The sequence below is a fragment of the Panacagrimonas perspica genome (genome assembly GCF_004364935.1).
In the GTDB taxonomy this organism is placed as follows: domain Bacteria; phylum Pseudomonadota; class Gammaproteobacteria; order Nevskiales; family Nevskiaceae; genus Panacagrimonas; species Panacagrimonas perspica.
In genome coordinates this window covers 267898-293134 of the sequence record NZ_SOBT01000010.1, presented here as the reverse complement: position 1 = coordinate 293134, position 25237 = coordinate 267898, and the positions used below count along the sequence as shown (strand labels likewise).

The window sequence follows — 25237 nt, the reverse complement described above, 5'->3', positions numbered from 1 at the left end:
GTTCAGCCGCGTCGACGCGGACCCAGCGCATCGGACTTCAGGCGCTGGTCCAGGATCCGGCCCAACCCGGGCAGTGCTGCGCGAACCTCGTTCTCCGCGGTGCTGCGCAGACGGGCATAGGCCGCCCTCACGGCTGCATTGCCGCTCGCTTGCATCCTGCGGTCGGTCACTCCGATCAGCGCATGCGTGGCGACGGCCGAGTGCTCGTCGATGAACCGGCTAAAATCTGTCGATTGCGACTGCTGGAACTGCCGGTACAAGGGGTCGAGCGCGTCGGCGAAATCAGGCAACAGCGCGCTCACGGCGCGTTGAAGCGCGCCGGGCTTGACCGCGTTGAGCAGGCCGATACCGGCCGACAGCGCCAGGCGCCGGATCGGTCCGCGGGCGGCGACCTGCTGCTCGATCAGCGCCACGCAGTTCGCGATCAGCGCATCGCGGCGATCGTCGTCGGCCAGCAGCGTCTGCGCCAGGGTTTTCATGGGGAAGGTCAGCGAGTGGATCGAGACAAAAAGGATGGCAGCAAGCCGGGCATGGCGCACCTGAAGACGGGTTCGCTCGAGCGCAACATCGCGCTGACCAAGCTCGGCTTCGGCGCCGGTACCAAGATCGTCGCGCATTCGATCGCCAACCTGTTCCGTGGCGAGATCTCGCGCACGCAGTCGGATCGCGATTTCTACAAGCGCCAGGCGGAAATCCTTCGGGACGAGCTGGGGCAGCTGAAAGGCAGCGTCATGAAGGCGGGGCAGATGCTCTCGCTCTACGGCCAGTATTTCCTGCCCGAGGAAGCGGTGACGGTGCTGTCGCAGCTCCAGGACGACACGCCGGCGGTGCACTGGAAGGTCGTCGGGCCGGTGCTCGAGCGTGCGCTGGGCCGTGCGCGCCTGGCGGAACTCGACGTCGACGAGCATCCGCTGGCCGCGGCTTCGCTGGGCCAGGCGCATCGGGCGCGTCGCAAGCGTGACGGTCTCGAGCTGGTCGTGAAGATCCAGTATCCGGGCGTGGCCGATGCCATCGAGAGCGACATCAAGACGCTCTCGCGCCTGATCGCGATGACGCGCATGGCGCCCAAGGGCCTGGACCTCAATCCGATCTTCGCCGAGCTGCGCGAGATGCTGCACCGCGAAGTGGATTACGCGGCCGAGCGCAACTTCACCGAGACGTTCGCACGCAAGCTGGCCGACGATCCGCGCTTCGTCGTGCCTCGCGTGCTCACCGAATACAGCAGCGACCAGGTGCTGACGACCACCTACGAGCACGGGTATCACGTCAAGGATGCGAAGGTGCAGGCGCTGTCGCTGGAGCGTCGCAGCGCGCTGGGAAAGGCTTTCGTCGACGTGTTCGTATCCGAGCTGTTCCGCTGGAACATGGTCCAGACCGATCCGCACTTCGGCAATTACCGCATCCGTCCGGAAGAGGACGGCAACGATCGCATCGTGCTGCTCGATTTCGGCGCCACGCGCGTGTTCGGCCGCGGCTTCGTCGACAACTACGCGAGCATCGTGCGCGGCGGCGTGCAGCGGGATCGCGAGCAGATCATCAAGGGCGGCTGCGGCATCGGCCTGATGAGTGCCGATTTTCCGCGCAACGTGCTCGAAGCGTTCTGCGACATGTGCGAGATGATCACCGAACCGTTTGCCGGCGACGACCCGGGCCGCGTGCCCGCGCATCTGCTCAACGAGCGCGGCGAGTACAAGTGGTACGAGAGCGATCTGCCGATGCGCGCGGGCCAGCTCGCCGCAAAGAACGCGTTCTCGAAATACTTCCGCGTGCCGCCGCGGGAAATCGTGTTCCTGCACCGCCGCCTGTCCGGCGTCTTCATCATGCTGGCGACCTTGCGCGCCGAACTCAACGCGCGGCCGTTGCTGATGGACGTGCTGTAACGAAGGTCCGTACGCGCGCCCTTCGGATCCGCCGCTCAGTCCTCGACCGGACCGGCAGGCTCGCCCGGCTCACGTCGCAACTGATCGAGTTTGCGCTGCGCTTCCTCGGCCTGCGCGGCCTCGAGCGCCTTCTGCTCCTTGGTGCGGCCGAACTTCACGCGATTCACGTCGGCTTGCGCGGAAGCGGCTTCGCGCGCCTTCTTCTTGCGCGCCTTGTTGAGGTTGATGATCTGGGCCATGGCGGAAAGCATCGTAGCCCGGACGTAGTCCGGGGTCCCGGTTCGGGATCGAGAAGAAGCTCCCGGACTTCGTCCGGGCTACGGCGGCTACGGCCGACCGGATCCGGCGGCAAGCCTCGTACACTGCGCGCCGTTCACGCTCGTCGAGTCCGATGACTGCCTCCCGTCCCGTTGCCGCCGCGTCGTCCGCCGATTTCTTCGGGGGCCTGGGCTTCGTGCTGCTCTGGAGTACCGGCTATGTCGCGGCGGCGTTTGCGCTGCACGGCTCGGGCGCATTCACGCTGGCCGTCCTGCGCTTTGTCGGCACCGCCGCGATCATCGGCTTGTGGGTGGCGTTCCTGCACCTGCCGCGTGCGAGACCCGCTGCGCTGATGCACGCCGCGATCGGCGGTGTGCTGCTGCAATCCGGATTCTTCGGATTCACTTACGCCGGCCTTCGTGCCGGCGTGCCGCCCGCGGCGGCGGGACTGATCGCGGGGCTGATGCCGCTGACGACCGCGCTCGGTGCACGCCTGCTGCTGGGCGAGCGCATGAACCGCGGCGCGATGCTCGGCCTGTTGCTGGGTCTGGCCGGCGTGCTGCTGGTGGTGGTGCCGGATCTGCGCGCGCCCGCGACGCGGCTGGGCTATCTGTTCGTGATGCTCGCGCTGCTGTCGCTGAGCCTGGGGACGCTGTACCAGAAGCGCCACGCCGGAGAGCTCGATTCGCGGGTGGCGCTGATTGCGCAGGTCGTCGCCGCAGCGGCGGTGGTGCTGCCTGCCGCGTGGCTGCTCGAAGGTTTCGACCTGCACCTGTCGCCGCGCTCCGTCGGGGGCATCGCCTGGGTGATTCTCGTGAACTCCTGCGCCGGGCTCCTGCTGTACCTGTGGTTGTTGCAACGGGGCGCGGCGGGACGCGTCGCGAGCGTGTTCTTCCTGGTGCCGCCGGTGACGGCGGTGCTGACGGCCGTGTTCCTCGGGGCGACGTTCACGCTGTTCGACGGCGTGGGATTTGGTCTGGCGGCGATCGGCGTGTGGCTGGGACAGCGGGCCTGACGTCGACGCCTCAGCTTTCGGGCTGATTCCCGAACAGGTTGCGGTGCGCCTGTGCGTCGAAGCTCCTGACCTGCAGATCCTTGCCCAGGTCCACGCCTCGCCGCACGGCGTCGCGCGACTTCATCGTCTCGTACCAGCGCTGCAGGTTCGGAAAATCCGCCAGCGCGATGCCCTGCGCCTTGTGCGTGCGGATCCACGGAAAGCAGGCCATGTCGGCGATCGAGTATCCGCCGGCGATGAAGGCGCCGGTCACGCCGAGCCGGGTGTCGAGCACGCCGTACAGCCGTCGCGCCTCGCGCGCATAGCGCTCCATCGCATACGGCACTTTCTCCGGCGCATACAGCAGAAAGTGTCCGTTCTGCCCGAGCATCGGGCCCAGCCCGCCCATCTGCCACATCAGCCATTCGAGCGTCTGCGTGCGCTGCCGCGCTTCCTTCGACAGGAATCGGCCCGCCTTGTCGGCGAGATAGATCAGGATCGCGCCGCTCTCGAAGACGCTCAGCGCCTCGCCGCCGCCCACGGGCGCGTGATCGACGATCGCCGGCATGCGGTTGTTGGGACTGATGGCGAGGAACGCCGGTTCGAACTGCTCGCCTCGCGCGATGTTCACCGGGATCATCCGGTACGGCAGGCCGCATTCCTCGAGCATGATCGAGATCTTCCAGCCGTTCGGCGTGGGCCAGTAATGCAGATCGATCATGTCGCGTCCCGGTAAGTGCAGGGGCCAAGCCTAAGGGACCGCGGCGGCGGAAGCGCCCAGGGGATTCGCCCTTGGTTGACATGCCGCCGACGCAGGAAGATTCTGGACCGATCAGTCCGGAATGAAATGCGATGGCAAGGACGCGGGCATTCGACGAGCAGGAAGCGCTGGATGGGGCGATGCACCTGTTCTGGCGGCGAGGCTATGGAGCGGCCTCGCTCAATGACCTGCTCGACGCCACCGATCTGAGCAAGAGCAGCTTCTACGAAACCTTTGGCAACAAGCGCGACCTGCTGCTCGCCGCCTTGAAGCGATACGACGAATCGCCGATGGCGGCGCTGATCGAGCCGCTGCGCCGACCCGATCCGGGTCGCGCCCAGATCGAGCAGACGTTCCGCAACGTGGTTCAGCACGCACTGAGCGAGGAAGGCCAGCGCGGCTGCTTCGTGAACAACTGCCTGTGCGAGATCGGCGCGCAGGACCCCGAGATCCGCAAGGCGGCGCGCGAGGTGCTCGACTCGCTCGAAGGCGCGCTCGCCAACGCCGTCGCCAACGGGCAGAAGAACGGAAGCGTGACGTCGCAGGAGAAGCCGCGCGCGACGGCCCGCTTCCTGGTGAACACGCTGTCGGGCATCAACGTCGCGGCCAAGTGGAAGCCCGGCAAGGCAGCGCTGGACGACATCGTGCGCGTGGCGCTGCGCGCGCTCGACTGAATCGGCACGAACGGGAGAAATCACGATGCTCAAATCGATCTATGTCTCGGCCTTCATCACGATGGGCGTGGTGGGCCTGGTGTTCTCCGGGGTGCAGATCGCGCACGCCGGGCTCGCTTCGCCGTGGCTCGGCACGGCCATCGCCTGCGCCGGGCCGGTCCTGTTCTTCGTGCGTGCCTACACGCTGCCGATCGCGCGGACGTCCGCCAACATGCCCCTGATCCTGGTCGCGGGCGTGATCGGCACGGGCATTGCGATCTACCTGGGCAGTGCGCTGCTGTCCGCACCGGCGCTCGTCGCGGCCGGTGTCGGCATCGCCGGTAGCCTGCTCTACATTTTCTGGTACTCGCGCTTCGCGCCTGCCGAGAAAGTCGTGCTGAGCACGGGTGTGATGCTGCCGGCGTTCGAACTGACGGAAGACGGCAAGCGCATCAGCAGCACGCAACTCACCGCGAAGCCGGCGCTGTGGATGTTCTACCGCGGCAACTGGTGCCCGCTGTGCGTGGCGCAGATCAAGGAAGTGGCCGCGCAGTACCGCGAACTCGCCGCGCGCGGTGTCGAGGTGATCCTCATCAGCCCGCAGCCGCAGTCGCACACGGCCGCGCTGGCATCCAAGGTCGATGCGCCGATGCGCTTCATGACCGACGTCGACAACGCGGCCGCCGCGACGCTCGGCGTGCTCGAGAAGAACGGCCTGCCCGCCGGCATGCAGGTACTCGGCTACGACTCGGATGTTCCGCGTCCGACGGTGTTCATCACCGCGGCGGGCGGGCGCCTGATCTATTGCGACCTGAGCGAGAACTATCGCGTGCGCCCCGAGCCGTCGGAGTTCCTGGCCGTGCTCGATCGCCAGCCCGTGGCGGCCGCATAGAACCCTATTGAACCGGGCGCTCTTCGCGGCGCCTCCATTTTCTGCAACGAATAACGACAACCGGAGAGAACCATGATCGATCTGTACACCTCGGCCACGCCCAATGGCTGGAAGGCTTCCATCACGCTCGAGGAAATGGGCGTGCCGTACAAGCTGCACGCGATCTCGCTGTCCAAGCAGGACCAGAAGACGCCGGAATTCCTGAAGATCAATCCGAACGGCCGCATTCCGGCGATCGTCGATGACGGCTTCGCCGTGTTCGAATCGGGCGCGATCATGATCTACCTGGCCGAGAAGTTCGGGAAGCTGATGCCCTCCGACGTGAAGGGCCGCTCGCAGGTGATCCAGTGGCTGATGTTCCAGATGGGCGGCATCGGCCCGATGCAGGGCCAGGCGAATGTCTTCTACCGCTACGCGCCCGAGAAGATCCCGTTCGCGATCAACCGCTACCAGACCGAGACGCGCCGCCTGTACACGGTGCTCGAGAGCCGGCTCAAGGACAACGAGTATCTGGCGGGCGACTACTCGATCGCCGACATCGCCAACTGGTCCTGGGTCTCGCTGCATGAGTGGGCGGGTGTCGAGGTCGAAGGCCTGCCCGGCGTGCAGCGCTGGCTCAAGGCCATTGCCGAGCGCCCGGCCGTCAAGCGCGGCATCGTCGTCCCCGAGCCGCTCGTGCTCAGCGGCGGCGGCGCCGACGACACCAAGAAGATGGCCCAGTCGATCCTGGTGACGGGAGACAAGAAGGACTGATCGCGCGACACTCGGCGTCGTGATGCAGACGCTCGAGATCCCGATCTTCCCGCTGAACACCGTGCTCTTCCCGGGCGGTCGCCTGCCGCTGCGCATCTTCGAGGTGCGATACGTGGACATGACCAAGGCCTGCATCCGGGATGACGCGGTGTTCGGCGTCTGCCAGATCCTGAACGGTGCCGAGGTCGGCGAGCCTGCCGTCGCCGCACCGCTGGGCTGCACCGCGCGCATCGTCGAATGGGATGTTCCCGCCGCGGGGCTGTTCAGCCTGGTCACGCGCGGCGAGCGCGTGTTCCGCGTCCTCGACCAGCACGTGCAGCCCGACGGCCTGATCCGCGCGGAAGTGATCGTGGAAGAGGAGCGGGAGGTCAAGAAGCTGCCGCCCTCGCTGAGCATGCTCAGCGCGATGGTCGGCGAGATCATCGCCAAGATCGGTGCGCAGCATTTCGAGCAGCCGGCGCGACTCGACGACGCCGAATGGGTGGCCTACCGGCTCGCCGAGATCCTGCCGTTGTCGCGCGACCAGAAACTGCACCTGCTCCAGGAGCGCAATGCCTGGACCTTGCTCGAGCAGGTGCAGGACGCGGTGCTGAAGTTGCCGGCCCGATGAGGACAACTCCGGGAATGGTTCTGCGCTGCGTGCTCGTGCTGTGGCTGGCCCTGAGCGCGATGGGCGCCCGCGCCGCCGATGAGCCGGGCCCGATCCGTGTCGCACCGGCGTGGTCGCTGAAGACGCCCGAAGGCAAAGTCGTCAACTATCCAGCCGATGCCAAGGGACGTCCGACGGTGCTGATGTTCTGGCCGTCGTGGTGCCCGTTCAGCCGTGCGCTGCAGCCCTACGTGCAGGACATCTGGGTCGACTACCGCGATCGTGGCGTCAACGTGTGGACCATCAACATCAAGGAGGACGGCGATCCGGTGCAGACGATGCGCGATCGCGGCCTGAGCTTTCCGCTGCTGCTGAAGGGCGACGCGGTGGCCAAAGAATATGTCGTCACGCGCACGCCCTGGCTCGTCGTCATGGACGGCAAGCAGAACATCCTCTACACGCGGCCGGCGAATCCGCCGACGCCGATCGACGTCGCCAAGCGCGTGCGCGAAACGCTGAACGGGTTGCTCGGCGATCGCGCCGTTCCGATGCCGAAGAGTTATCCGCCGCCGTACGACCTGCATCTGAAGAAGGCCGAGGACATGGTCGATCGCACCAAGCCGGCTCCCATCGCGGAGAGCGAATGGGAGCCCTGGGTCGCGACCTATCTCGATGCGATTCCGGCGACCGAGACGCGCGCCGATCTCGAGCCGAAAGTTCAGATCCTGAAAGGGCGCGACGCGATCGCGCTGGCCAGGCAGGTGTGGGCCGATGCCTACGGGCAGGAAGAGGTGGATCGCGAAGCCCCGTATCGCGCGTTCCGTCGCCGGGATCGCTGGATCGTGCTGGGGCAGGGGCTGGATCGGAAGCTGGGCGAGGGTCTGATCCTCGTCGTCGAGCACCAGACCGGGCAGGTCGTGCGCGTGGCGAAGGGGACGACGGTCCTCACGAACGGGAAATAGCCCGTAGCCCGGACGAAGTCCGGGATTCCCCTCGCATACGGAGCGCAACCCCGGACTTCGTCCGGGCTACGCTGCAGGCTGCTCAGGGCAGGCCGGCGTGAGGCACCTTCACGCGCGTCGACAGCACCTTGGCATCCTGCGTGTCCTTGCGTTCGCTCTCCACGAACGAGGGCGCGGCGCACATGTACAGCGTGCAGCCGTCGGTGCCACCGAGCATGCAGGCGTAGACGCCCATGTCGCCGGTCGACACGCGATCCAGTTCGCGGCCACCCTCGGCCACGCGCACGACGCAGTGGCGGATCGCGTCGGCCACCCAGACCGCGCCCTCGGCGTCCAGGCACAGGCCGTCCGGCACCGAGACGGTGTCCGGGATGTCGCCGTGGAATTCGGTCGGCACGTCGCCCAGGCGTGCCCAGACGCGGCGGCCCGACAGCGTGCCGTCGGCCGCGATGTCGAACGCGGTGAGCCGGCCGGCGAAGGATTCCGAGATGATCATCGTCCTGCCGTCGGCGGTGATGCCGGTGCCGTTGGGGAACATCAGGTCGTCCGCGGCGACGCTCGCGCGGCCATCCGGATCGACGCGGATCAGGCAGGTCGTTTGCGCCGGGGCGCCGCTCATCAGATCCCAGCCGAAGTTGCCGACGTAGGCCCGGCCCTTCGCATCAACGATCATGTCGTTGAGATGCCAGGGCGCGAGATGCATCAGGTCGGCGTGCAGCACGAGTTCGCCCGAGTGCTCGCGGCGCAGGACCTTGCGGTCGCGCATGGAGACGATCAGCGCGCGCCCGTCGGGCAGGAAGCCGAGGCCCGACGGCTGCTGCGGCACGCGCGCCATCACCTCGCGCGTCCCATCGCTCGCGATCGCCACCACTTGGTGCTGGTAGAAATCCGAGAGCCAGAGACGGCCTTCATGCCAGCGCGGGCATTCGAGATAGCTGAATCCTTCCGCGACCACGTCGATGGACATGTCATTCCCCGGTGATGGATGTGCGCCTGCGCCGTGCGACCTGTCGCTGCGGCGCTATCGTGTCCGCTCGCATTCGGCCGGAATATCGGCAGGGCTGCCATGCGGGCGAGCCCGCACCACGAGCGAGGAGATTCAGACGATGGCGACGAACTGGGATACGCGGCAGATCCCCTCGCAGGTGGGCCGCGTCGCGGTCGTGACCGGCGCCAGCAGCGGGCTGGGGCTGGAGACGGCAGTGGCTCTGGCCGGCGCGGGTGCGAAGGTCGTCATGGCCTGCCGCAATCCGGCGAAGGCCGCCGACGCACTGGCGCAGGTGAAGCGCCGCCGGCCGAATGCGGATGCCGAGCTGATGGCGCTGGACCTCGCGGATCTCGCATCGGTACGGCGCTTCGCGAGCGAATTCGCGTCCCGCCATTCGCGGCTGGATCTGCTGATCAACAACGCCGGCGTGATGGCCGTGCCGTTCCAGAAGACTGCGGACGGCTTCGAGATGCAGATCGGCACCAACCACTTCGGTCACTTCGCGCTGACCGGCTTGCTGCTGGAGAAGTTGGTGGCGACGAAGGATTCCCGCATCGTGAATCTGGCGAGCCTCGCGCATCGCTGGACGCGCGGCATGAATCTGGAGGATCCCAATTTCGAGCGCGCCCGCTACAACAAGTGGGACGCCTACGGGAAGAGCAAGCTGGCGAACCTGCTGTTCACGTTCGAGCTGGTGCGCCGGTTGCAGGCCAGCGCCGCGAATGTGGTCGTGGCCGCGGCGCACCCGGGATATTCGTCGACGAACCTGCAGTTCGTCGGTCCGCAACAGGCGAAATCGTCGTTCGGCAGCGCGCTGATGAAGATCGGCAACAGCCTGTTCGGCCAGAGTGCTGCGATGGGCGCGCTACCGACGCTCTACGCGGCCACCGCACCGGACGTCGGCACCGGGGACTACTACGGGCCGGGCGGCTTCCAGCAGATCGGCGGATACCCGGTGAAGGTCGGTTGCCGCAAGGCCGCGCGCGATGTGCAGACCGCGGCGCAGCTCTGGACGGTCTCCGAGAAACTCACCAGCGTGAAATACCTGTAGCCCGGGTGAAACCCGGGGTTCCCCCTCGCATATCGAGCGCAACCCCGGGCTTCGCCCGGGCTACGGTTACGGTTTGGTGCCCTCGTTCTTCAACGCGGCGAGGTCGGACAGATCGAGCGACTTCGCGGCCTTCTTGATGTCGTCCATCTCGACGCCGCGCCCCTGCAGTTTCACCAGGAATCGATCCGCCACGATCAGGTCGAACGTGCCGCTGCGGCTGGACGTGTCCCACTGCTCGTGCGCGCGCATGCCGCCGTCGTCGTAGACGCGTTCGTAGCCCTGGTCCGACTCCTTTTCCGTCTGCACCAGCGCCCAGCCGGCGAACAGCGCCAGGCCCTTCATGCCGCCGGTGTCGGTGATCTCCAGATCGAGTGAACGCTCGCCCGCGGCATCGCGATAGCTGCCCTTGCCGTTGGCGATCTGCAGACCCATCACCGTGTTGCGCTCCACGTTGTAGCTCGTGCGCGGCAGGCCGCCGAGTTCGTCGGGCACGAAGGGCTTGATCTGCTCGGGCTTGAGGGCCTCCACCGTCTTGCCGTCGGTGCCGCCCAGCATCGTGCCCAGGGCTTCGCCGAGTGCGGCCTGTTGCGCGCTCGTGTCGCCGGTCTTGGCGGCGTCTTCCATCTTCTGGCCGGCGGCCTCCATGTTCTTGGCCATCTGCTCGAACTTCCCGAGCGAGCCCTCGTCGATGGTGACCGTGCCGTTGTCGGTGCTGATCTCCACGCCGCTGCCGTGCGAAAGCGCGCCCATGCTCGCCGCGCCGCCGATGGCGCCGGCGATGGAGGCGATCACGATGCCCAGCACGAAGGCGATCAGGAACACGACCGCCGTGTAGCCGCCCGCCTTGTCCGTCGGCGTGCGCATCGTGTGCGGCAAACCCAGATAGAGCAGGTAGGCGGCGTAGATCGAGCCGGCCAGCGCGATCAGTCCGCCGACCCAGGGCACCACGACGGCGATGCCGGCGACCCATCCCGCCGTGTTGGCATAGGCCGCGGTCTTGAGCGCCTGCACCGGATTCTTCTGTCCGCCGAAGGTCGGTGCGAGCGCATCGATGATCAGGGCCAGCACATAGACCGACAGCAGCGACAGCCCGTAGGTGACGACGGCCTGCACCAGCCCCAGGCCGATGCCGACGCGAATGCTGACGCCGAAGATCGGCACGCCGGTGCCGATCAGGCTCATCTTCACGAAGCTCGCGATCACCGGCAGCGCGGCGAGAATCAGGATGTAGCGCGTGTACAGGCCGCTGACGGTGTCGGTCTCGCTGGCGATCAGCGGCCACTCGGTCTTGGGCGTGAGCAGGATGTTCCGGGCGCGATCGAGGAGGTTGGCCATGGGAGTGTCCGTGGTGGTTCAAGGGGCGCCAGATGGCACGTCGGAGAGTCTAAGGCGTCGATGTGTCGGCACTGCGCACGTCGACGCCCCGGACGTGAACTGGATCATGTCGTGCGTGGCAGGATTCGTACATGACTCTCTTCGATCGCCTCATCGCCGGTCAGATTCCGGCGAGCTTCGTCTACCAGGACGCGATGTGCGTCGCGTTCATGGACATCCATCCGATCGCGCGGGGACACGTGCTGGTGGTGCCCAGGCAGTCGGTCGCCACGCTGGAGGAGCTCGATGCGCCGGGCCATGCGCATCTGTGGGAGACCGCGGTGCGCATCGGTCGTGCGCAACGTCGCGCACTGGGAAGTGCGGCCCAGCATTTTCTGGTCAACGACGGAAAGGACGCGAGCCAGAGCGTGCCGCACGTCCACATTCATGTGATCCCGCGCTATCGCGGTGATCGCTATGCGACGGTCGCCCGCATGATCTGGCATCTGGCAACGCTGGCGGGTCCGCCGCGCGAGCGGCCGGACGTGCGGCGTCGCATCGAGGAAGATTCGCGCGCCATCGCCGAGGCGCTGCGGGACTGAGAAGTCCCGTGGACCCTCAGATCACCCGGCGTGCGCCGACCATGCGGCGCTGCCAGGCCGAGTTCAGCCGGCTGACAACGACTTCGCCCTGCTGGCTCGACGCGTGCAGGATGCGACCGCCCGGCAGGTACACCGCGACGTGCAGGCCGCTGCGGCCCCAGCGATAGAACAGCAGGTCGCCGGCGACGAGGTCCCGCGTGTCCACCTTGCTGCCGAGGTGAATCATTTCGCGCGTCGTGCGCGGCATTTCGATGCCGACGCTGCGGTACATGCGCTGGACCAGCGACGAGCAGTCGACGGCATCCTCGCTGTCGGCGCCGTAGACGTAGTCGGTGCCGACCAGGGCTTCGCCGCTGACCAGCACCACTTCGCGGATCAGGCTGTTGCCGATGTCGTCGGAGAACTTCAGAGAGAGGCTCGCGGCCGACGGCGCGGCGGCGACGTCCTGCTGCGGGGACAGCGCGAGGCGTTCGGACAACCGCAGGTCGGGGCCCTGCAACATGGCCTGGGCGGGGGTGAAGGCGGTACCGGTCAACAGCAGGACCCCCAGCATTCCTCGGCGGATGGAATGGAAAGTCCTCATGACGGTGGTCCCCTGGTTCGATCCGGCGTCGTTGGCGTCGGTCATCGCTTTGTGGGACGCATGTTGGTCCGCGCCCTGCCGTCGTTGAGCCGTGGAATGACCGTCGGCCGCGATCCGCGGAACTGAAGGTTTTGCCCTGCCGTTCGACCGTGTTCGTTGCCGCGCTGGTCGGTCGCGATCTGAGGGCTGACACGGGTCGTGCGCGTGTGCCCGATAATTCGGCCATGTCTTCTGCTCCCGCCTCGGCCCCGGCGCCGACCCATCCGCCGCACGAGCACTACCTCAGCGGCATCCTCCTGGCCTCGGCCGGCGCGATCTTCTTCTCGGCCAAGGCCGTCGTCGCCAAGCTGCTCTACCGCGAAGGCATCGACGCGGTGACCCTGCTCGCGCTGCGCATGCTGCTGGCCACGCCGGTGTTCCTGCTGGTGGCGCTGTGGACCAGTGCGCGCTCGCCGCGGCTGTCGCGACGCGACCTGATGCGCGTGGGGATGCTGGGCGTGATCGGGTACTACGGCTCGAGCATGCTCGACTTCATCGGCCTGCAATACATCACCGCCGGGCTCGAGCGCCTGATCCTGTTCCTGACGCCGAGTTTCGTGCTGCTGCTGGGCGTCTTCGTGTTCAAGCGCGGCGTCACCGGGAGGCAATGGCTGTCGATGGGATTCGCCTACGCCGGCATCGTGCTGGTGTTCTCGCACGACGTCTCGCTGGGCGGCGCCAACGTCGTGCTCGGGGCCGGCTTCGTGCTCGCCGCCGCCGTGCTGTACGCGATCTACCTGCTGTACTCGGGCGAGCTGATCCAGCGCGTGGGCACGCTGCGGCTGGTGGCGCTGGCGATGAGCATGTCGTCGATCCTGAGCATCGGGCAGTACCTGCTGCTGCGCGAGCCGCTGTCGCTGATCCGGCAGAGTGCCGAGGTGTGGACCCTGTCGGCGATCAACGCCTCGCTGTGCACCGCGCTGCCGGTGTTCCTGACGATGTTCGGCGTGGCGCGTGCGGGCGCCGGCAATGCCGCGCAGGCCGGCATGATCGGGCCGATCTCCACGCTGTTCCTGGCCTGGTGGATCCTGGGCGAGCCGCTGACCGCGATGCAGGGGGTCGGCACCGGGCTGGTGCTGGTCGGCATCTACTTGCTGTCGACGCGACGCCTGCCGGCGATCACGCCCTGAGGTCACCCGAGGTCCGGGATTTTCTTGTCGCCCGGAGTGCGTGCGGACGACGAAAGGGGCGGCAGCGTCCCAATAACTCCTCGCCTGCGCGCGGCAAAAACAACGGTCCCGCGAGTGTGACTCAGTAGACAGTCGCGAAATCCGATCCTCGATATCCTGCTTTGCAGGCTTGATGCGGAGGATGTCGGGTGGGCAACTTCGTCAGCGACAAGAGCCGTGTATGGCCCAAGGGGATCATCCCCTTCGAGTGGGGAACGGGGTTCCGGCCTGCAAACGCAGCCGTGTCGATTTCCTCCTGGGTCGGTTCGCGCGGGAATGCGACCGCCACCGGGAACCTGGATGGCGACGTGCGCACCATCCAGAAGCTGCTCAACAAGGTTCCCGCTGCGCAGGCCGGTCCCTCACCGCTGTTGAAAGTCGACGGAGTCGCCGGCCAGAAAACACGGGACGCGATCCAGAAATTCCAGCTCAAACGATTCGGCTGGAAAGGTGCGGACGCTCGCGTTGATCCGAAGGGGCAGACCCTCGTCGCCCTCAACGAATTCGAAGTGGTACCTCCTGACCCGGACCAGGAGATCGTGCTGAGTGCGATCGCGGAGTGGAACACGGTCCTGAAAGGGCACGTCACTTGGAGGCCGGCCACGGATCAGGACGCGAGTCTCGTGGTCTTCACGAAGACCAGCGACATCAACAAGAGCCGCACTGGCAGGGACTCACCGAATGGCAAGCAGGATCTGAACGTGAACGTTCCATTGGCGATAAGACTGTCGAGATTCGGTGCCGCGACAGCGAAGGGCGTGATCCTCCACGAGATGGGTCACGCCGCTGGCCTGGGCCACGAACATCAAAGAGATGACCGCAACACCTATGTCACGGTGATCTGGAACAACATCAAGCGGTACTGCGATTACCGGATCCGGATTCCGTTGAAGACCGATCCGGTCCCTACGGCCTGCGGCCCGTTCACGCAGTGCTCTCCGTTTGGCGGTTACGACTTGGGTTCGACCATGCACTACTTTCCCAATCAGACGGGGAAAGACGAGAGCAAGCCGACGCTGGTGGCCATCGACAAGAAGACGAAGAAGCCTTTGCCATCACAGCGGATGGGCGGACTCGACGGGCTCATGCCGGGTGACATCGCAACGCTCAAGCACTTCTATCCGGCAGGGGCGCAGTGAGTCACTGATCCGCTGAGCGACGCGGTCGTCCGACCGACTCTCCGACATCACGCAAGGAGCAACACCGATGGGCCTGAACGAACGACGCAAGATCAAGGAGCTTCAGGACACGACGCTTCCGGCGCGTGTCCTCGAGATACAGGAGATATGCGGCAAGCCGATTCCCTACGAAGTGGACTGGGACAGTTTCGGAAACGACGGGGAAGCGCTGAACTACCTGGACAACCTGTCCTGTCATCGCCTCAACATGGCGTTGCGCATGATCTGCATGGACGAGATGGGCAAGGAGGCCGTCAGGGACGGCATTCGTCTGGTTCGTCTGAAGAACGTCGTCGACAAGTCCGGCATGAGCCTGACGTTCGCGGACGGCGTGCTCGAAATGACCTGCGCCTACGCGCTGCGTACCGACGGCATGCACAGCGACGGCGTGATCCGGGAACTGTTGCTGAAGAATCTTTGACGGGCCGTACACCTCACCACCAGAAAGCGTGGTGAGCCCCTCGGGACGAACGCAGAGGCCTGCGCAGCGTTTCCCCGAACCCGCCTACGATTTCTTCGCCGCGCCCTTGGGAACGTACGTCGATCCGCTGACCGCATCGACATCGCCGGTCTCGATGGCGTTGACGCGCTTGAGCGCGAGTTCCGTGACCGACAGCGTGACCTCGACTTCGCGCAGCATCGCGGCGCGATAGCTCGCAAGGCCGGCGCGGCCGGCTGGTGTCGTGGCCTTGGCGCCGTCACCGGTCGCGGCGATCCGCGCCTGCCCATCGGCAACGATCGCGCGGCGCTTGGCCTGCCAGTCGAGAAACAGCGTGTTCCATTGCCGCAGGTCCTGCTGCGCCAGTTCGTTGCGCTTGGGCTCGAGCGGCTGGTTCTGCGTCACGGCCGCCGGGTCCGAACAGGGAAACGGGCAGGGCTTCACGGCCTTGAGCAGGGCGGTGAGGCTGTCGCGCATCGCCGCGTGCAGCCAGCGCGCGCGCTTGCCGACGGCCGACGCCGGATCCTGCTTGCCGGAATTGGCTTCGAGGTAGTCGCTGTACGCCTTCAGTGCAGTCTGCACCTCGGCCGGCTCTCCGGCGGTCGAAGCTGGTGCGACGCCCGGGGCGGGCGCCGTGCCGCCATTGAGCGCGGCGATGGCCGCGCGCTCCGCGTCGATGGATTGCTTGAGCTGGGTGTATTGCGGGGAGACGACCTTGCCGCCTTCGATCCAGCTCATCGCGGTACCGACGTCGAGTGGCGGCGCGGGGACCTGATCCAGCAGCGCGGCGAGCGAACTGGCGCGGGCGTCGACGACCGGCGCGCCGAGAGTCAGGACGGCGACGGCAATCAGCGAGAGACGGTGACGGGATGCATTCATGCGGGGCTCCGGAGCGAATTCGCGCAGCGCCGGGGCGAGCCCGATTCCCGGACCGACCTTCAGGAGCCGCGTTGCTCCCCGATGCCGCAGGGTTCCGGCTGCAAACTCCGAGCCATCAGGCCGCGGCGGCGGCCGGCCGCAGCACCCGAGCCTCGCGGATGGGCAGGCACAGCAGGGCTGCAAAGGCCGCCAGCACCATGTCGGCGATCCACATCCAGCCGTAGTCGCCGAAGCGCGAAATGGTGACGCCGCCCAGCCAGGCGCCGAAGAACGCGCCGGTCTGGTGCGACAGCAGGGTCAGGCCGAACAGCGTGGCGAGGTAGCGCGTGCCGAACAGCTTGCCGACGAGGCCCGCGGTCGGCGGTGTCGTCGCCAGCCAGCTCACGCCCAGCGCCGCGGCGAAGACGTAGAACGTCAGCGGCGTGCGTGGTGACACCAGGTAGATCGCGATGGCGATCGCGCGGCCCGCGTACATCCAGAACAGGATGCTGCGCATGCGCACGCGCGAACCCAGCCAGCCCGCACCGAGACTGCCGGCCACGTTGAACAGGCCGATCAGCGCGATGGCGGTGGCCGACACGCCGGCCGGCAATCCGCACAGCGCGACCTCGCCCGGCAGGTGCGTCACCAGGAAGGCGATGTGCACGCCGCAGGTGAAGTAGCTCGCATGGATCAGCAGGTAGCTGCGGTCGCGCAGCGCATGCCGAAGCTGCGCGCGCAGGCCCATCGAAGAGGCGTGATCGGTGGCCGCGGAGGCCACGCCCTTGCCGAGCTTGCTGATCAGCGGCAAGCCCGCCAGTGCACTGAGCGCCAGCGCCAGCATCGCCGAGGCCCAGCCGAATGCCGAGATCAGCGCCTGGGTGATCGGTGCGTACGCGAATTGTCCGAGCGAGGAACCCGCGTTGATGAACCCGGCCGCGAACGAACGGCGTTCCGGCGGCAGGTTGGCGCTGGTCGCGCCGATCAGGATCGAGAAGCCCGCCGCGCCGGCGCCGGCTGCGGAGATCACGCCCAGCGACAGCATCAGCATCCACTGCGTGTCCGCCAGCGAGGCCAGCGCCATGCCGGCGGCCAGCAGCACGAGGCCGCCGGCGATCACCGGCCGCGAGCCGTGGCTGTCGGCGATGGCGCCGAATACCGGCTGCACCGCGCCCCAGACGAACTGCCCGATCGCCAGCGCGAAGCTGATCGAGGCGATCGACATCCCGGTGCTGTCCTTGAGCGGCATCACGAACAGGCCGAGCGTCTGGCGCGCACCGGTGGTGATGAACAGGATGCCGGCGGCGCAAAGCATCAGTACCCACGCGGCGCGGGACGATTGGGTATGCGAAGTCATGCGGTTGGCGTCTTAAGTTCGAAAAGCGTTCAACGCAAAGGCGCCAAGATCGCAAAGACGAGACAGCGAAACAGTTTCACTTTGCGTCCTTTGCGCCTCTGCGTTGGAGATTTTCTTCACGGATCCAGTCTTCGAAATTGAAACCGAGTCACTCACGGGATGCGCAAAGCGTGGCAGCTTGCGGGATGCACCGCTACGCTTGCTTCCCTTCCACGCCCCCGGGGCATGGCAAACGGAGATCCCGAAGATGACGACGCCGACCTTCACGCGACTCGACAAGACCAACGAGGAGTGGCGCAAGCTGCTCACGCCCGCGCAGTTCCGCGTGCTGCGCTCGGAAGGCACCGAAGTCTGCGGCACCCATCCGTTCAACCGCGAGAAGCGCGCCGGGACCTTCGTCTGCGCGGGCTGTTTCCTGCCGCTGTTCGAATCCGGCACCAAGTTCGAAAGCGGCACCGGCTGGCCGAGCTTCTGGGATCCGATTCCCGGACGCCTGGAGACCAAGACCGACCACCACATCGGCTACCCGCGCACCGAGTACCACTGCGCGCGCTGCGGCGGACACCAGGGGCACGTGTTCGAAGACGGACCGCGACCGACCGGGCTGCGCTACTGCAACAACGGCGAGGCGCTGACGTTCGTGCCCGAGGGCGAAGCTTTGCCGGCACTGCGGGAGTAGTTCGATCTGCTGGGTTCGATAAAAGCGTTTATCGCAAAGGTCGCAAAGGAAAAGATAAAGGACGCAGAGAAAAACAAAACAAAATTGAAATGGCGACCCGCAACGGTGGCGCCGTTTGCCGGCTGGGCGTGGCCCACCCCGTTCTCCTTTGCGTCCTTTCTTTTCCCTTTGCGCCTTTGCGGTGAAAATCCTGCTAAGCGCGCCGCCCATCCGCACAGAACTTAGACACTCCCCGGGGACCCAAAGATGGAAGTGAAGAACGTAGGCGGCACGCCCGGCGGGCTCGGCGAATTCGTGATCGGGTTCGTGCTCGCCGCCGTGGGCTTCTATCTGCTGACGCAGCGCGTGCAGGTGACCACCGGCGGCTGGTACCTGTTCGGCTACAACGCGTTCGGACTGTCGCTGCTGCCATTCCTGTTCGGCGTGGGCCTGCTCGCATTCGGTGGCCGTGCGTTCGTCGGCTGGCTGCTCACCCTCACGGGACTGGCCATCGTCGTGGCCGGCATCCTGATGAACCTGAGCATCTACTTCGTGCGCACCAGCCTGTGGGACACGCTGCTGATCCTGGGCATGCTCGCGTTCGGACTGGGTTTCATGGCGCGTGCGCTGCGCCCGCACCAGCCGGCGCCGACGGCAAAGGACGAGCGCTGAGGTTGCCGCCCGCATCGGGCGGCAGCTCGCGCACGCGGAACACACGCAGTCCGAGGAATTTCTTGCGCTCGCGTGCGTAGCCGACCCAGCTCCGCTTGAGCACGGTGCCACCGGAAATCGAGGACGCCATCGCCAGGCCTCCTCCCGGTTGTGCGATGGCGACGTGCACGCTGTCCAGGCCTGCATCGCGCGCAACGAACGTCAGGATGTCGCCCGGTTCCACCTGCGCTTCGATGCGCTCGTAGTCGGCCGGAGCGATGTAGGCCGCGGGTTCGGGCGCATCGCCCGCATCGGTGCACCCGGCGGGATCGAGGCCGTGCGTACTCATCCACGTGCGCTTCCAGCGGTGCTGCTGCAGCGGCGCTGCGCCCGCCGTTGCGATGTCCCGCGTGACGTCGACGATCCATCCCTGCTTCGCATTGCGGCTCGCCCAGTCGCTCAGGTAGTGCGCCCGCGTGCAGTAGGACGGCGCGTTGCCGTCGTAGCGCGTCTGCTGCAGCCAGCGCTGCTGCAGGTCGGCGGAATGGATCTGCTGGGCGCGCATCAGCGCCGCCTCGACGAAGGTCATGCAGTCCAGTCCGACGGCGGGCAGGCCGGCCTCCTCGGGTCCGTGCGGTCCGCCGAGATTGCCGGTGACGTAGGGAATGCGCTCCCCGGCGAGTTGCGCGGCAGCGAATGCAACGCGATCACCGACGGGCGTCGACGCCTGCGCGCCCGACGAAAAGGCGGCGCCGGTCGCCAGCAGCCAGCCGGTCGCGAGGCGTTGCCCGAATCGCATCGCCTGCTCCGCCGACGTGCGGACCCGCGTGCCCGTTACAGCGGCGTTGCGCCCGGAGGTGTGGCGATCGGCGGATCGATGCGAGGGCGCGACGGCGGCGGCGTCGTGGACTTGACCTCCGGTTCTTCCGCGGCAGGCGCGGCGGGTGCCGGCGGCGGAGGCGGCGTGGGTACCGGTGCTGCTTCTTCAGCGGGAGCGGGAGCCGGAGCCGGAGCCGGTGCTGGCGCAGGAGCCGCCGCGCGCGGCTTCGCCGGGGCCGGCGCACGCGCAGGGGCACGCGGCGGCGGAGTCGGAGCAGGAACCGGGAACACGCCGGAGCGCTGCAGCTGCACGATCTGATCGACACCGCACTGCGACGCGGAACTGCCGCTGCCGACCATCAGCGTCTTGGTCGCCACCAGCCCGCTGAGCGCCGCGTTGAATCCGATGACGCCGGCGGACTGCAGCGCGGGGCAGGCGCTGGTCAGCACGAGGAGGTAGGCCTGACCGCCGCGGAACACCATCGCGTTGCGGTCGTCCAGATACTTCCAGTCGTCGATGATGCTGTCGGGCACCGTGTCGACCGGTGCCATGCGCGTGTAACCGAACACCCGCAGTCGCGAATCGGCATCGGCACTCGCGGGCGGCGCCGCGGCGAGCACGGTCAAAGCCAGCGCCAGGGCCAGGCTGTGCCGGCGGGTCGGACGGAATCGGGTCATCGTCAAAGCTCCAGGAGGACGGTCGTCGCGTGCAGCGACCTCGTCATTGTCTCGCGGTGTCGCATGTTCCGCACCTGCCGACCGGGCTTGCGCGGTCGGACGCGAGTGCGGAGCATGGGCACCCGCCCGGCCAACACCCGTCCCCCCGCCATGAGTCTCTCCCTTCGCGACCAGCTTCTGCAGGCCGGCCTGCTCGATCCGAAGAAGGCGCAGCAGCAACAGCAGCTCACCCGCGAGCAGCGCCATCAGCGCCGCGAGCAGACCAAGAAGGCGCCGACCGGGCCCGATCCGAGGGTCATCGCGCAGCAGAAGGCGGCCGCCGAGAAGGCCGCGCGCGATGCCGAGCTCAATCGCAAGCTGCAGGACAAGCAGGACCAGAAGGCGCGCCGCGCCCAGGTCAAGCAGCTCATCGAGCAGCACCGCGTGCCCAAGATCACCGAGAGCGACGAGCTCTACAATTTCGTCGACAACAAGCGCGTTCGCCGTCTGCCGGTGGACCGTCCGATGCGCGAAAAGCTGATCGCCGGGACGCTGGTGATCGTGCGCTGCGACGGCCGCTACGAGATCGTGCCGGCCGACATCGCCGCGAAGATCGTCGAGCGCGATCCGCACGCCGGGCTCAAGGTGACGGCGGCTCCGGAGTCGAGCGCATCAGCGCCGGCCGACGAAGACGATCCGTACCGCGATCACAAGATTCCCGACGACCTGATGTGGTGACGCGAACCGCCGGACCGTAGCCCGGACGAAGTCCGGGATTTCCCTTCACCGGCGAGCGGCATTCCCGGACTTCGTCCGGGCTACGATGACTAAGGCTGATTGAGCATCCGCTCGATCTCGTCCTCGCCCAGTGGCTGCGCCTGCTTCACGCGCAAGCTGTCGCTCCACTCGCGGGCGAAGTCGCGCTGCAGGCGTGAGTTGATCAGCGCCGTGATCGTCATCGCCACCGTCGCGCCGATGCCGGCCAGCAGCATGTCCTTGTGCGCGTCCCAGACGTCGCCCTGCGTGCCCAGGTAGGCCACGCCCAGATCGCCCCCGAAGATCGTGGCGGCCGCCCATTCGAACAGCTCGAACAGGGCCGACGTCGCCAGCGTGAAATCCAGCGGCAGGAAGTAGCCCCAGAAGCCGCGCGCCTGCGCGACGCGCAGAAACACCTCGCGCAGCGGATAGGCGAACAGCAGGCCGTAACTGAAGTGCACGAGACGGTCGAAGTGATTGCGCTCCCAGCCCATCATCTCGTTGAACGTCGAGCCGGTGAGCGCCTTCCACGCGGCGTCGTAAGGCACTTCGGCATAGGTGTAGTGCGCGCCGATCGTGTGCAGACACAGGAACGCGAAGATCAGCGTGTAGGAAATTCGCGAGAACGTGAACTGCCGATAACCCGCGGCCAGGCCGATGACGAAGGCCAGCACCAGCGCGTTCTCCAGCGCCCAGTCGTGGCGATCGGACGGATGGATCGCCAGGGCCAGCCAGAAGACGCCGAAGACGACCCCGAGAATCGCGAGATAGCGCAGATGCGGGTAGTTCAAGGCGGGTTTTCCGGCGAGTCGGGCCATTCCACGATAACGCGCGGCGGCGCCGGAGGCATCTGGATCGGCGACCCGGGCACGCAACTTGTTCCCGCGACCTTCTCCCGCTATTTCCAGGAGTTGCTCATGGCGCCATCCCCTCGTCTTGCCTCGATCGCCGGCCTTGGATGGCTCGTCGCGGCGGCCTGGCTGGTGTCGGCCTGCGATCGCTCGTCACCCGAGCCGATGCCCGACCCGGGCCTGCGTGCTCAGGAGCGCAAGGTGGCGGCTGCGCGGGCAGCTGCGGAGCGGGAGTGCCAATCGTTGCCGGCAGCCGCGAAGCAGGACTGCCTGAGTGTCGCCGGTGCGGAGTACGAGCGCCTGATGACCGACGCCGAGCAGCGCAACAAGGAAACCGCGCGCTGACGGGATGGACCGGACCCGCGATCGGGTCCGTGTCCTCAGCCCTGGCAGACGCCCAGATTGGTGGCGGCCGTGGCAGCGGTCTTGTCGAAGCGCACCGTCGGGCCCGGCACGACGCGGCCGGTCAGTTCCACATCGGGCAGCTTGAGGGTGTACGTCTCGCCCGGCGGGACCGGGACGGCCACGTCCATCCGGTAGGTCTTGGGCTCGGGCGCCACCAGCACATTGGCGGCCGGCATCAGGCCGCCCTCGAGCCAGTCGGTAGGCGCCAGCCGTGTGCGACAGGACGCGACACCGGCGGGGCAGGCCGTCGTGATGCCGGTCGTGAAGAGCTCGGCAGGTTCCGCCGCCGCCTTGGTGAAGAGCAGGAAGCGGTTGGACGTCAGGCGCATCGTCTGGCCTTCGGGCACCAGGAACTGCACGCGTGCCGAGAGCGACGTGGTATCCGGATCCCCGCCCCAGACCCGCACCTTGATGCTGGGCCCCAGCGGAACCTCGAGTTCGTCGCGCAGACCCAGGGTGCACAGCGAGCGGTTGCGCAACTCGCCCGCGCCGGAGGGCAGGTAATGATTCACCGTGATCTGGGCGCAGGAACTCAGCGCCATCGCACACGCGATCAGGATCACCCGTCGTTTCATGCCTTCACCCTCTCCCATCAAGGCCTTTCGCAAGTCTAGCCGCGGCCGGTCGGTTCGTGGCGTTCATGTGCGGCACGCGTCACGCCGCCGTGCCGCCGTCAATCCGGTTCCAGCCGGATCCGCGGCAGGTACGCGGTGGCGCATGCTCGCTCCCGATCGATGACGGAATGAAGGGAGAAGCGCGCGATGAAATTCGGGGCCTTCGACCACGTGGATGCCAGTGGCCTGCCGCTGGGCGAGCACCTCGAGGCGCGTCTGCGCCTGGCCGAGGTGTACGACCGCTGTGGCATCCACGGCTATCACGTGGCCGAGCATCACGGCACGCCGCTGGGTTACGCGCCGTCGCCGAGCGTGTTGCTGTCGGCCGTCGCGCAACGGACTCGGCGCATGCGCATCGGGCCGCTGGTTTACATGCTGCCGATGTATCACCCGCTGCGGCTGCTCGAAGAGATCTGCATGCTCGATCACATGAGCAATGGCCGGCTCATGCTGGGGGTCGGGCGCGGCGTGTCGCCGCACGAGCTCAAGCTGTTCGGCGTGGATCTGTCCAAGGCGCAGGAGATGTACGTGGAGGCCTTCGAGATCCTGATGAAGGGTTTCCGCGAGGACCGCCTCACGTACCAGGGCCGGCACTATCAGTTCGATCAGGTGCCGATCACGCTCAAGCCGCTGCAGCAGCCGCATCCGGAGCTCTGGTACGGCGTGCTGTCGCCCGACACCACGGCCTGGGCCGCGGCCAACGACGTCAACATCGTCACGCTGGCGCTCGATGAGGGCGCGCGTCACATCGCCGAGCGTTACCGTGCGGAATGGGCGAAGCTGGGCAAGCCGATCGAGCGCCTGCCGCTGATTGGCGTCAGTCGCCACGTCGTCGTGGCCGATACCGACGCCGAGGCCAAGGCCCTGGCGCGACGCGCGTATGCGAAGTGGGTCGACAGCTTCGACCGGCTGTGGCGTGACAGCGGCACCTCGGTGCGCATCGCCTTTCCGCCGATCGCCGCGCTGTACCCGGAGACCTGGGACGAGGTCGAGGCGGTGGGGAACGGCATCGCCGGCTCGCCGGAGACCGTGTTGCGCTTCGTGCTCGCCGAGGCCGAGCGCACGACGATGAGCTACCTGGTGTCGTGGTTCGCGTTCGGCGATCTGACGGTGGAGCAGGTGACGCACTCGGTGGAACTGTTCAGTCAGCACGTGATGCCGGCGTTCCAGTTGCACTAGTTCGCGCGCGGCGTCCGGGGCGGGGTCCCGGCCCTCGATCCGCCGCCACTTCGCGGCGCAGAATGCGGCACCTTCCCGGCCCGGAGCCCGCCATGAATCCCCAGTTCCCGCTGCTTGCGCCCGTGATCGCCCTGGTGATCTGGGGCGCCGTGATGTGGGCGTGGATGTATGTCACGCGCATTCCGGCGATCAAGGCTTCGAAGATGGTGCTCGACGGCAATGCGCCGCGCGGCGAACAGATGGCGACATTGCCGCCGCAGGTCCGGTGGAAGGCCGACAACTACAACCATCTGCTGGAGCAGCCGCAGCTCTTCTACGCGGTCGCGATCAGCCTGGCGGTGCTCGGCGATACCTCGCAGGTGAGCCTGGCGCTGGCCTGGACCTATGTCGGCCTGCGCGTGGTGCACAGTCTCTGGCAGGCGCTGGTCAACCAGATCCTGCCGCGCTTCGCTTTGTTCGCGCTGTCGTCGCTGGTGCTGTTCGCGTTGACGGCCCGGGCGGCAATGCGAGTGTTCTGACGTTGGGTCCCGGACTTCGTCCGGGCTACCAGGGCCGTCGTAGCCCGGACGAAGTCCGGGATTCCGCTCAGCCTTCGCGCATGGCCCTGAACCCGGGCCGCGCGGCGACGCGTGCCAGCCAGTCGCGCACGCCCGGATACTTCGTCAGCTCGTAGCCACCTTCGTCGGCGACGTGCGTGTAGGCGAACAGCGCGATGTCCGCGACGGAGTAGGCGTCGCCGGCAAGAAACGGCTGATGCTGCAGCTGGCGTTCCATGACGCCGAATGCGGCGTGGCCGCGCTCCATCGCTGTTGCGATCTTCTCCTTCCATTCGTCGCGCTTGCCGAGGAACTTCACCCAGTAGCGCACGGTGGCGATGTACGGCTCGTGCGAGTACTGCTCGAAGAACATCCACTCGAGCACCTTGGCACGCGCGTAGCGCTCCTTCGGAAGCAGCGGCGATCCTTCCGCGAGGTAGCACAGCATCGCGTTGGATTCCGCGAGGTACTGCCCCGGCCGGATTTCCAGCAGCGGGACTTTGCCGTTCGGATTGCGTGCGAGAAACGCCGGCGTGCGGGTGGCGCCGCCGACCACGTCGACTTCGATCCACTCGAACGCGATGCCGAGCTGCTCCATCAACGTCGCGGCCTTCCAGCAGTTCCCGGAACCCGTCATCGCGAACAGTTTCATGGCGATCCCCCGTCGTCGGAACAAAGTGTGCCTCGACGCCCGCGTTCCGTGCGAGTCGCCGCACGAGAAGCCGTCGGACTCTTTCTGGTCGCTGCAGGCCGGCAAACCCGGCGTCGAGCGCCCTGGTCGCAGCACGGCGG

Annotated in this window: 31 protein-coding genes; 18 read left to right on the top strand and 13 right to left on the bottom strand. The window is 67.0% G+C overall.

Translation table 11 applies throughout. The annotated features are described in order from the left end of the window. Positions 1–2 precede the first annotated feature (2 nt). Positions 3–539 (bottom strand): DUF6918 family protein, encoded by a 537-nt coding sequence (locus DFR24_RS18125; protein ID WP_133882828.1) that lies wholly within the window; start codon positions 537–539, stop codon positions 3–5. Here DFR24_RS18125 and DFR24_RS18120 point away from each other — a divergent pair. Next, a complete protein-coding gene (locus tag DFR24_RS18120) occupies positions 531–1880 on the top strand; it encodes an ABC1 kinase family protein (protein WP_133882827.1) in 1350 nt (449 codons plus the stop codon). The genes DFR24_RS18125 and DFR24_RS18120 overlap by 9 nt on opposite strands. A gap of 35 nt (positions 1881–1915) precedes the next feature. On the opposite strand, the gene DFR24_RS18115 is transcribed toward DFR24_RS18120, so the two are convergent. After that, the gene (locus DFR24_RS18115) at positions 1916–2119 is read right to left on the bottom strand and encodes a DUF4169 family protein (RefSeq protein ID WP_133882826.1); all 204 of its coding nucleotides are present in this window, start codon (positions 2117–2119) and stop codon (positions 1916–1918) included. A gap of 152 nt (positions 2120–2271) precedes the next feature. On the opposite strand from DFR24_RS18115, the gene DFR24_RS18110 reads away from it, so the two are divergent. After that, entirely contained in the window at positions 2272–3153 is an 882-nt protein-coding gene (locus tag DFR24_RS18110; RefSeq protein ID WP_133882825.1) for a DMT family transporter, read from the top strand. A 10-nt stretch (positions 3154–3163) separates the two neighbouring features. On the opposite strand, the gene DFR24_RS18105 is transcribed toward DFR24_RS18110, so the two are convergent. Continuing rightward, positions 3164–3853 carry a glutathione S-transferase N-terminal domain-containing protein gene (locus DFR24_RS18105; protein ID WP_133882824.1) on the bottom strand — a complete coding sequence of 230 codons (690 nt, stop codon included), beginning with the start codon at positions 3851–3853 and terminating at the stop codon, positions 3164–3166. Positions 3854–3984: 131 nt separating this feature from the next. Between DFR24_RS18105 and DFR24_RS18100 the strand changes: the two genes are divergently transcribed. The 5 genes from DFR24_RS18100 to DFR24_RS18080 all read left to right on the top strand — a co-directional run bounded on the left by DFR24_RS18100 (position 3985) and on the right by DFR24_RS18080 (position 7741). Further along, complete coding sequence (locus DFR24_RS18100) at positions 3985–4566, top strand: TetR/AcrR family transcriptional regulator (RefSeq protein WP_133882823.1); 582 nt, start codon at positions 3985–3987, stop codon at positions 4564–4566. Between the two features lie 25 nt (positions 4567–4591). After that, a complete protein-coding gene (locus DFR24_RS18095; RefSeq protein WP_133882822.1) occupies positions 4592–5437 on the top strand; it encodes a peroxiredoxin family protein in 846 nt (281 codons plus the stop codon). A gap of 72 nt (positions 5438–5509) precedes the next feature. Beyond that, complete coding sequence (locus DFR24_RS18090) at positions 5510–6190, top strand: glutathione S-transferase family protein (RefSeq protein ID WP_133882821.1); 681 nt, start codon at positions 5510–5512, stop codon at positions 6188–6190. 22 nt (positions 6191–6212) lie between these two features. Beyond that, the gene (locus DFR24_RS18085; RefSeq protein ID WP_133882820.1) at positions 6213–6800 is read left to right on the top strand and encodes an LON peptidase substrate-binding domain-containing protein; all 588 of its coding nucleotides are present in this window, start codon (positions 6213–6215) and stop codon (positions 6798–6800) included. A gap of 14 nt (positions 6801–6814) precedes the next feature. Continuing rightward, on the top strand, positions 6815–7741 hold the full coding sequence (locus tag DFR24_RS18080) for an NTF2 fold immunity protein (protein ID WP_162851304.1): 927 nt from the start codon (positions 6815–6817) through the stop codon (positions 7739–7741). Positions 7742–7823: 82 nt separating this feature from the next. On the opposite strand, the gene DFR24_RS18075 is transcribed toward DFR24_RS18080, so the two are convergent. Beyond that, positions 7824–8708: an SMP-30/gluconolactonase/LRE family protein gene (locus DFR24_RS18075; RefSeq protein ID WP_133882818.1), complete on the bottom strand. Its 885-nt coding sequence runs from the start codon at positions 8706–8708 to the stop codon at positions 7824–7826. Positions 8709–8847: 139 nt separating this feature from the next. Between DFR24_RS18075 and DFR24_RS18070 the strand changes: the two genes are divergently transcribed. After that, entirely contained in the window at positions 8848–9780 is a 933-nt protein-coding gene (locus tag DFR24_RS18070; RefSeq protein WP_133882817.1) for an oxidoreductase, read from the top strand. Positions 9781–9846: 66 nt separating this feature from the next. Here the strand turns inward: DFR24_RS18070 and DFR24_RS18065 are convergent, their stop codons facing one another. Continuing rightward, positions 9847–11115 carry a YIP1 family protein gene (locus tag DFR24_RS18065; protein ID WP_133882816.1) on the bottom strand — a complete coding sequence of 423 codons (1269 nt, stop codon included), beginning with the start codon at positions 11113–11115 and terminating at the stop codon, positions 9847–9849. Between the two features lie 131 nt (positions 11116–11246). On the opposite strand from DFR24_RS18065, the gene DFR24_RS18060 reads away from it, so the two are divergent. Continuing rightward, positions 11247–11696: an HIT family protein gene (locus DFR24_RS18060; protein WP_133882815.1), complete on the top strand. Its 450-nt coding sequence runs from the start codon at positions 11247–11249 to the stop codon at positions 11694–11696. Between the two features lie 16 nt (positions 11697–11712). On the opposite strand, the gene DFR24_RS18055 is transcribed toward DFR24_RS18060, so the two are convergent. Next, positions 11713–12324, bottom strand: a complete 612-nt coding sequence (locus tag DFR24_RS18055; RefSeq protein ID WP_133882814.1) for a C40 family peptidase — start codon at positions 12322–12324, stop codon at positions 11713–11715. 179 nt (positions 12325–12503) lie between these two features. On the opposite strand from DFR24_RS18055, the gene DFR24_RS18050 reads away from it, so the two are divergent. The 3 genes from DFR24_RS18050 (at position 12504) to DFR24_RS18040 (ending at position 15086) form a co-directional block, all read left to right on the top strand. Then, complete coding sequence (locus DFR24_RS18050) at positions 12504–13448, top strand: DMT family transporter (RefSeq protein ID WP_133882813.1); 945 nt, start codon at positions 12504–12506, stop codon at positions 13446–13448. A 281-nt stretch (positions 13449–13729) separates the two neighbouring features. After that, entirely contained in the window at positions 13730–14626 is an 897-nt protein-coding gene (locus tag DFR24_RS18045) for a M12 family metallopeptidase (RefSeq protein ID WP_162851303.1), read from the top strand. A gap of 67 nt (positions 14627–14693) precedes the next feature. Next, positions 14694–15086, top strand: a complete 393-nt coding sequence (locus DFR24_RS18040) for a hypothetical protein (RefSeq protein ID WP_133882811.1) — start codon at positions 14694–14696, stop codon at positions 15084–15086. A gap of 84 nt (positions 15087–15170) precedes the next feature. Here the strand turns inward: DFR24_RS18040 and DFR24_RS18035 are convergent, their stop codons facing one another. Together DFR24_RS18035 and DFR24_RS18030 are read right to left on the bottom strand one after the other, a co-directional pair. Beyond that, entirely contained in the window at positions 15171–15983 is an 813-nt protein-coding gene (locus tag DFR24_RS18035; RefSeq protein ID WP_133882810.1) for a hypothetical protein, read from the bottom strand. A 115-nt stretch (positions 15984–16098) separates the two neighbouring features. Next, complete coding sequence (locus tag DFR24_RS18030) at positions 16099–17319, bottom strand: MFS transporter (RefSeq protein ID WP_210772382.1); 1221 nt, start codon at positions 17317–17319, stop codon at positions 16099–16101. Between the two features lie 247 nt (positions 17320–17566). On the opposite strand from DFR24_RS18030, the gene msrB reads away from it, so the two are divergent. Further along, positions 17567–17998 (top strand): peptide-methionine (R)-S-oxide reductase MsrB, encoded by a 432-nt coding sequence (gene msrB, locus DFR24_RS18025; protein WP_133882809.1) that lies wholly within the window; start codon positions 17567–17569, stop codon positions 17996–17998. Positions 17999–18244: 246 nt separating this feature from the next. Continuing rightward, positions 18245–18649, top strand: coding sequence for a hypothetical protein (locus tag DFR24_RS18020; protein ID WP_210772381.1), 405 nt, complete (start codon positions 18245–18247; stop codon positions 18647–18649). Here DFR24_RS18020 and DFR24_RS18015 read toward each other — a convergent pair. Together DFR24_RS18015 and DFR24_RS24740 are read right to left on the bottom strand one after the other, a co-directional pair. Then, positions 18591–19427 (bottom strand): N-acetylmuramoyl-L-alanine amidase-like domain-containing protein, encoded by an 837-nt coding sequence (locus tag DFR24_RS18015; RefSeq protein ID WP_133882808.1) that lies wholly within the window; start codon positions 19425–19427, stop codon positions 18591–18593. The two genes, DFR24_RS18020 and DFR24_RS18015, sit on opposite strands and share 59 nt — an antisense overlap. Positions 19428–19462: 35 nt before the next feature. Continuing rightward, positions 19463–20125, bottom strand: coding sequence for a DUF6491 family protein (locus DFR24_RS24740; RefSeq protein ID WP_133882807.1), 663 nt, complete (start codon positions 20123–20125; stop codon positions 19463–19465). Between the two features lie 150 nt (positions 20126–20275). On the opposite strand from DFR24_RS24740, the gene DFR24_RS18005 reads away from it, so the two are divergent. Beyond that, the gene (locus DFR24_RS18005) at positions 20276–20842 is read left to right on the top strand and encodes a DUF2058 domain-containing protein (protein WP_133882806.1); all 567 of its coding nucleotides are present in this window, start codon (positions 20276–20278) and stop codon (positions 20840–20842) included. A gap of 89 nt (positions 20843–20931) precedes the next feature. On the opposite strand, the gene DFR24_RS18000 is transcribed toward DFR24_RS18005, so the two are convergent. Beyond that, the gene (locus DFR24_RS18000; RefSeq protein ID WP_133882805.1) at positions 20932–21678 is read right to left on the bottom strand and encodes a DUF2238 domain-containing protein; all 747 of its coding nucleotides are present in this window, start codon (positions 21676–21678) and stop codon (positions 20932–20934) included. 99 nt (positions 21679–21777) lie between these two features. Here DFR24_RS18000 and DFR24_RS17995 point away from each other — a divergent pair, with 99 nt between their 5' ends. Next, the gene (locus DFR24_RS17995; protein WP_133882804.1) at positions 21778–22056 is read left to right on the top strand and encodes a hypothetical protein; all 279 of its coding nucleotides are present in this window, start codon (positions 21778–21780) and stop codon (positions 22054–22056) included. Positions 22057–22091: 35 nt separating this feature from the next. Here the strand turns inward: DFR24_RS17995 and DFR24_RS17990 are convergent, their stop codons facing one another. Beyond that, positions 22092–22691 (bottom strand): hypothetical protein, encoded by a 600-nt coding sequence (locus DFR24_RS17990; RefSeq protein WP_133882803.1) that lies wholly within the window; start codon positions 22689–22691, stop codon positions 22092–22094. A gap of 186 nt (positions 22692–22877) precedes the next feature. On the opposite strand from DFR24_RS17990, the gene DFR24_RS17985 reads away from it, so the two are divergent. Next, positions 22878–23909, top strand: coding sequence for an LLM class flavin-dependent oxidoreductase (locus DFR24_RS17985; RefSeq protein ID WP_133882802.1), 1032 nt, complete (start codon positions 22878–22880; stop codon positions 23907–23909). Between the two features lie 92 nt (positions 23910–24001). After that, positions 24002–24427 (top strand): MAPEG family protein, encoded by a 426-nt coding sequence (locus DFR24_RS17980; RefSeq protein WP_133882801.1) that lies wholly within the window; start codon positions 24002–24004, stop codon positions 24425–24427. A gap of 67 nt (positions 24428–24494) precedes the next feature. Here DFR24_RS17980 and DFR24_RS17975 read toward each other — a convergent pair whose 3' ends face one another. Next, the gene (locus DFR24_RS17975; protein ID WP_133882800.1) at positions 24495–25097 is read right to left on the bottom strand and encodes a glutathione S-transferase family protein; all 603 of its coding nucleotides are present in this window, start codon (positions 25095–25097) and stop codon (positions 24495–24497) included. Positions 25098–25237: the final 140 nt, after the last annotated feature.

What these genes read in the sequence shown, in the direction of transcription:
- DFR24_RS18120 (WP_133882827.1), top strand. Translation starts at nt 531, where the DNA reads ATGGCGCACCTGAAGACGGGTTCGCTCGAGCGCAACATCGCGCTGACC.
- DFR24_RS18115 (WP_133882826.1), bottom strand. Translation starts at nt 2,119, where the DNA reads ATGGCCCAGATCATCAACCTCAACAAGGCGCGCAAGAAGAAGGCGCGC.
- DFR24_RS18110 (WP_133882825.1), top strand. Translation starts at nt 2,272, where the DNA reads ATGACTGCCTCCCGTCCCGTTGCCGCCGCGTCGTCCGCCGATTTCTTC.
- DFR24_RS18105 (WP_133882824.1), bottom strand. Translation starts at nt 3,853, where the DNA reads ATGATCGATCTGCATTACTGGCCCACGCCGAACGGCTGGAAGATCTCG.
- DFR24_RS18100 (WP_133882823.1), top strand. Translation starts at nt 3,985, where the DNA reads ATGGCAAGGACGCGGGCATTCGACGAGCAGGAAGCGCTGGATGGGGCG.
- DFR24_RS18095 (WP_133882822.1), top strand. Translation starts at nt 4,592, where the DNA reads ATGCTCAAATCGATCTATGTCTCGGCCTTCATCACGATGGGCGTGGTG.
- DFR24_RS18090 (WP_133882821.1), top strand. Translation starts at nt 5,510, where the DNA reads ATGATCGATCTGTACACCTCGGCCACGCCCAATGGCTGGAAGGCTTCC.
- DFR24_RS18085 (WP_133882820.1), top strand. Translation starts at nt 6,213, where the DNA reads ATGCAGACGCTCGAGATCCCGATCTTCCCGCTGAACACCGTGCTCTTC.
- DFR24_RS18080 (WP_162851304.1), top strand. Translation starts at nt 6,815, where the DNA reads ATGGTTCTGCGCTGCGTGCTCGTGCTGTGGCTGGCCCTGAGCGCGATG.
- DFR24_RS18075 (WP_133882818.1), bottom strand. Translation starts at nt 8,708, where the DNA reads ATGTCCATCGACGTGGTCGCGGAAGGATTCAGCTATCTCGAATGCCCG.
- DFR24_RS18070 (WP_133882817.1), top strand. Translation starts at nt 8,848, where the DNA reads ATGGCGACGAACTGGGATACGCGGCAGATCCCCTCGCAGGTGGGCCGC.
- DFR24_RS18065 (WP_133882816.1), bottom strand. Translation starts at nt 11,115, where the DNA reads ATGGCCAACCTCCTCGATCGCGCCCGGAACATCCTGCTCACGCCCAAG.
- DFR24_RS18060 (WP_133882815.1), top strand. Translation starts at nt 11,247, where the DNA reads ATGACTCTCTTCGATCGCCTCATCGCCGGTCAGATTCCGGCGAGCTTC.
- DFR24_RS18055 (WP_133882814.1), bottom strand. Translation starts at nt 12,324, where the DNA reads ATGACCGACGCCAACGACGCCGGATCGAACCAGGGGACCACCGTCATG.
- DFR24_RS18050 (WP_133882813.1), top strand. Translation starts at nt 12,504, where the DNA reads ATGTCTTCTGCTCCCGCCTCGGCCCCGGCGCCGACCCATCCGCCGCAC.
- DFR24_RS18040 (WP_133882811.1), top strand. Translation starts at nt 14,694, where the DNA reads ATGGGCCTGAACGAACGACGCAAGATCAAGGAGCTTCAGGACACGACG.
- DFR24_RS18035 (WP_133882810.1), bottom strand. Translation starts at nt 15,983, where the DNA reads ATGAATGCATCCCGTCACCGTCTCTCGCTGATTGCCGTCGCCGTCCTG.
- DFR24_RS18030 (WP_210772382.1), bottom strand. Translation starts at nt 17,319, where the DNA reads ATGACTTCGCATACCCAATCGTCCCGCGCCGCGTGGGTACTGATGCTT.
- msrB (WP_133882809.1), top strand. Translation starts at nt 17,567, where the DNA reads ATGACGACGCCGACCTTCACGCGACTCGACAAGACCAACGAGGAGTGG.
- DFR24_RS18020 (WP_210772381.1), top strand. Translation starts at nt 18,245, where the DNA reads ATGGAAGTGAAGAACGTAGGCGGCACGCCCGGCGGGCTCGGCGAATTC.
- DFR24_RS18015 (WP_133882808.1), bottom strand. Translation starts at nt 19,427, where the DNA reads ATGCGATTCGGGCAACGCCTCGCGACCGGCTGGCTGCTGGCGACCGGC.
- DFR24_RS24740 (WP_133882807.1), bottom strand. Translation starts at nt 20,125, where the DNA reads ATGACCCGATTCCGTCCGACCCGCCGGCACAGCCTGGCCCTGGCGCTG.
- DFR24_RS18005 (WP_133882806.1), top strand. Translation starts at nt 20,276, where the DNA reads ATGAGTCTCTCCCTTCGCGACCAGCTTCTGCAGGCCGGCCTGCTCGAT.
- DFR24_RS18000 (WP_133882805.1), bottom strand. Translation starts at nt 21,678, where the DNA reads ATGGCCCGACTCGCCGGAAAACCCGCCTTGAACTACCCGCATCTGCGC.
- DFR24_RS17995 (WP_133882804.1), top strand. Translation starts at nt 21,778, where the DNA reads ATGGCGCCATCCCCTCGTCTTGCCTCGATCGCCGGCCTTGGATGGCTC.
- DFR24_RS17990 (WP_133882803.1), bottom strand. Translation starts at nt 22,691, where the DNA reads ATGAAACGACGGGTGATCCTGATCGCGTGTGCGATGGCGCTGAGTTCC.
- DFR24_RS17985 (WP_133882802.1), top strand. Translation starts at nt 22,878, where the DNA reads ATGAAATTCGGGGCCTTCGACCACGTGGATGCCAGTGGCCTGCCGCTG.
- DFR24_RS17980 (WP_133882801.1), top strand. Translation starts at nt 24,002, where the DNA reads ATGAATCCCCAGTTCCCGCTGCTTGCGCCCGTGATCGCCCTGGTGATC.
- DFR24_RS17975 (WP_133882800.1), bottom strand. Translation starts at nt 25,097, where the DNA reads ATGAAACTGTTCGCGATGACGGGTTCCGGGAACTGCTGGAAGGCCGCG.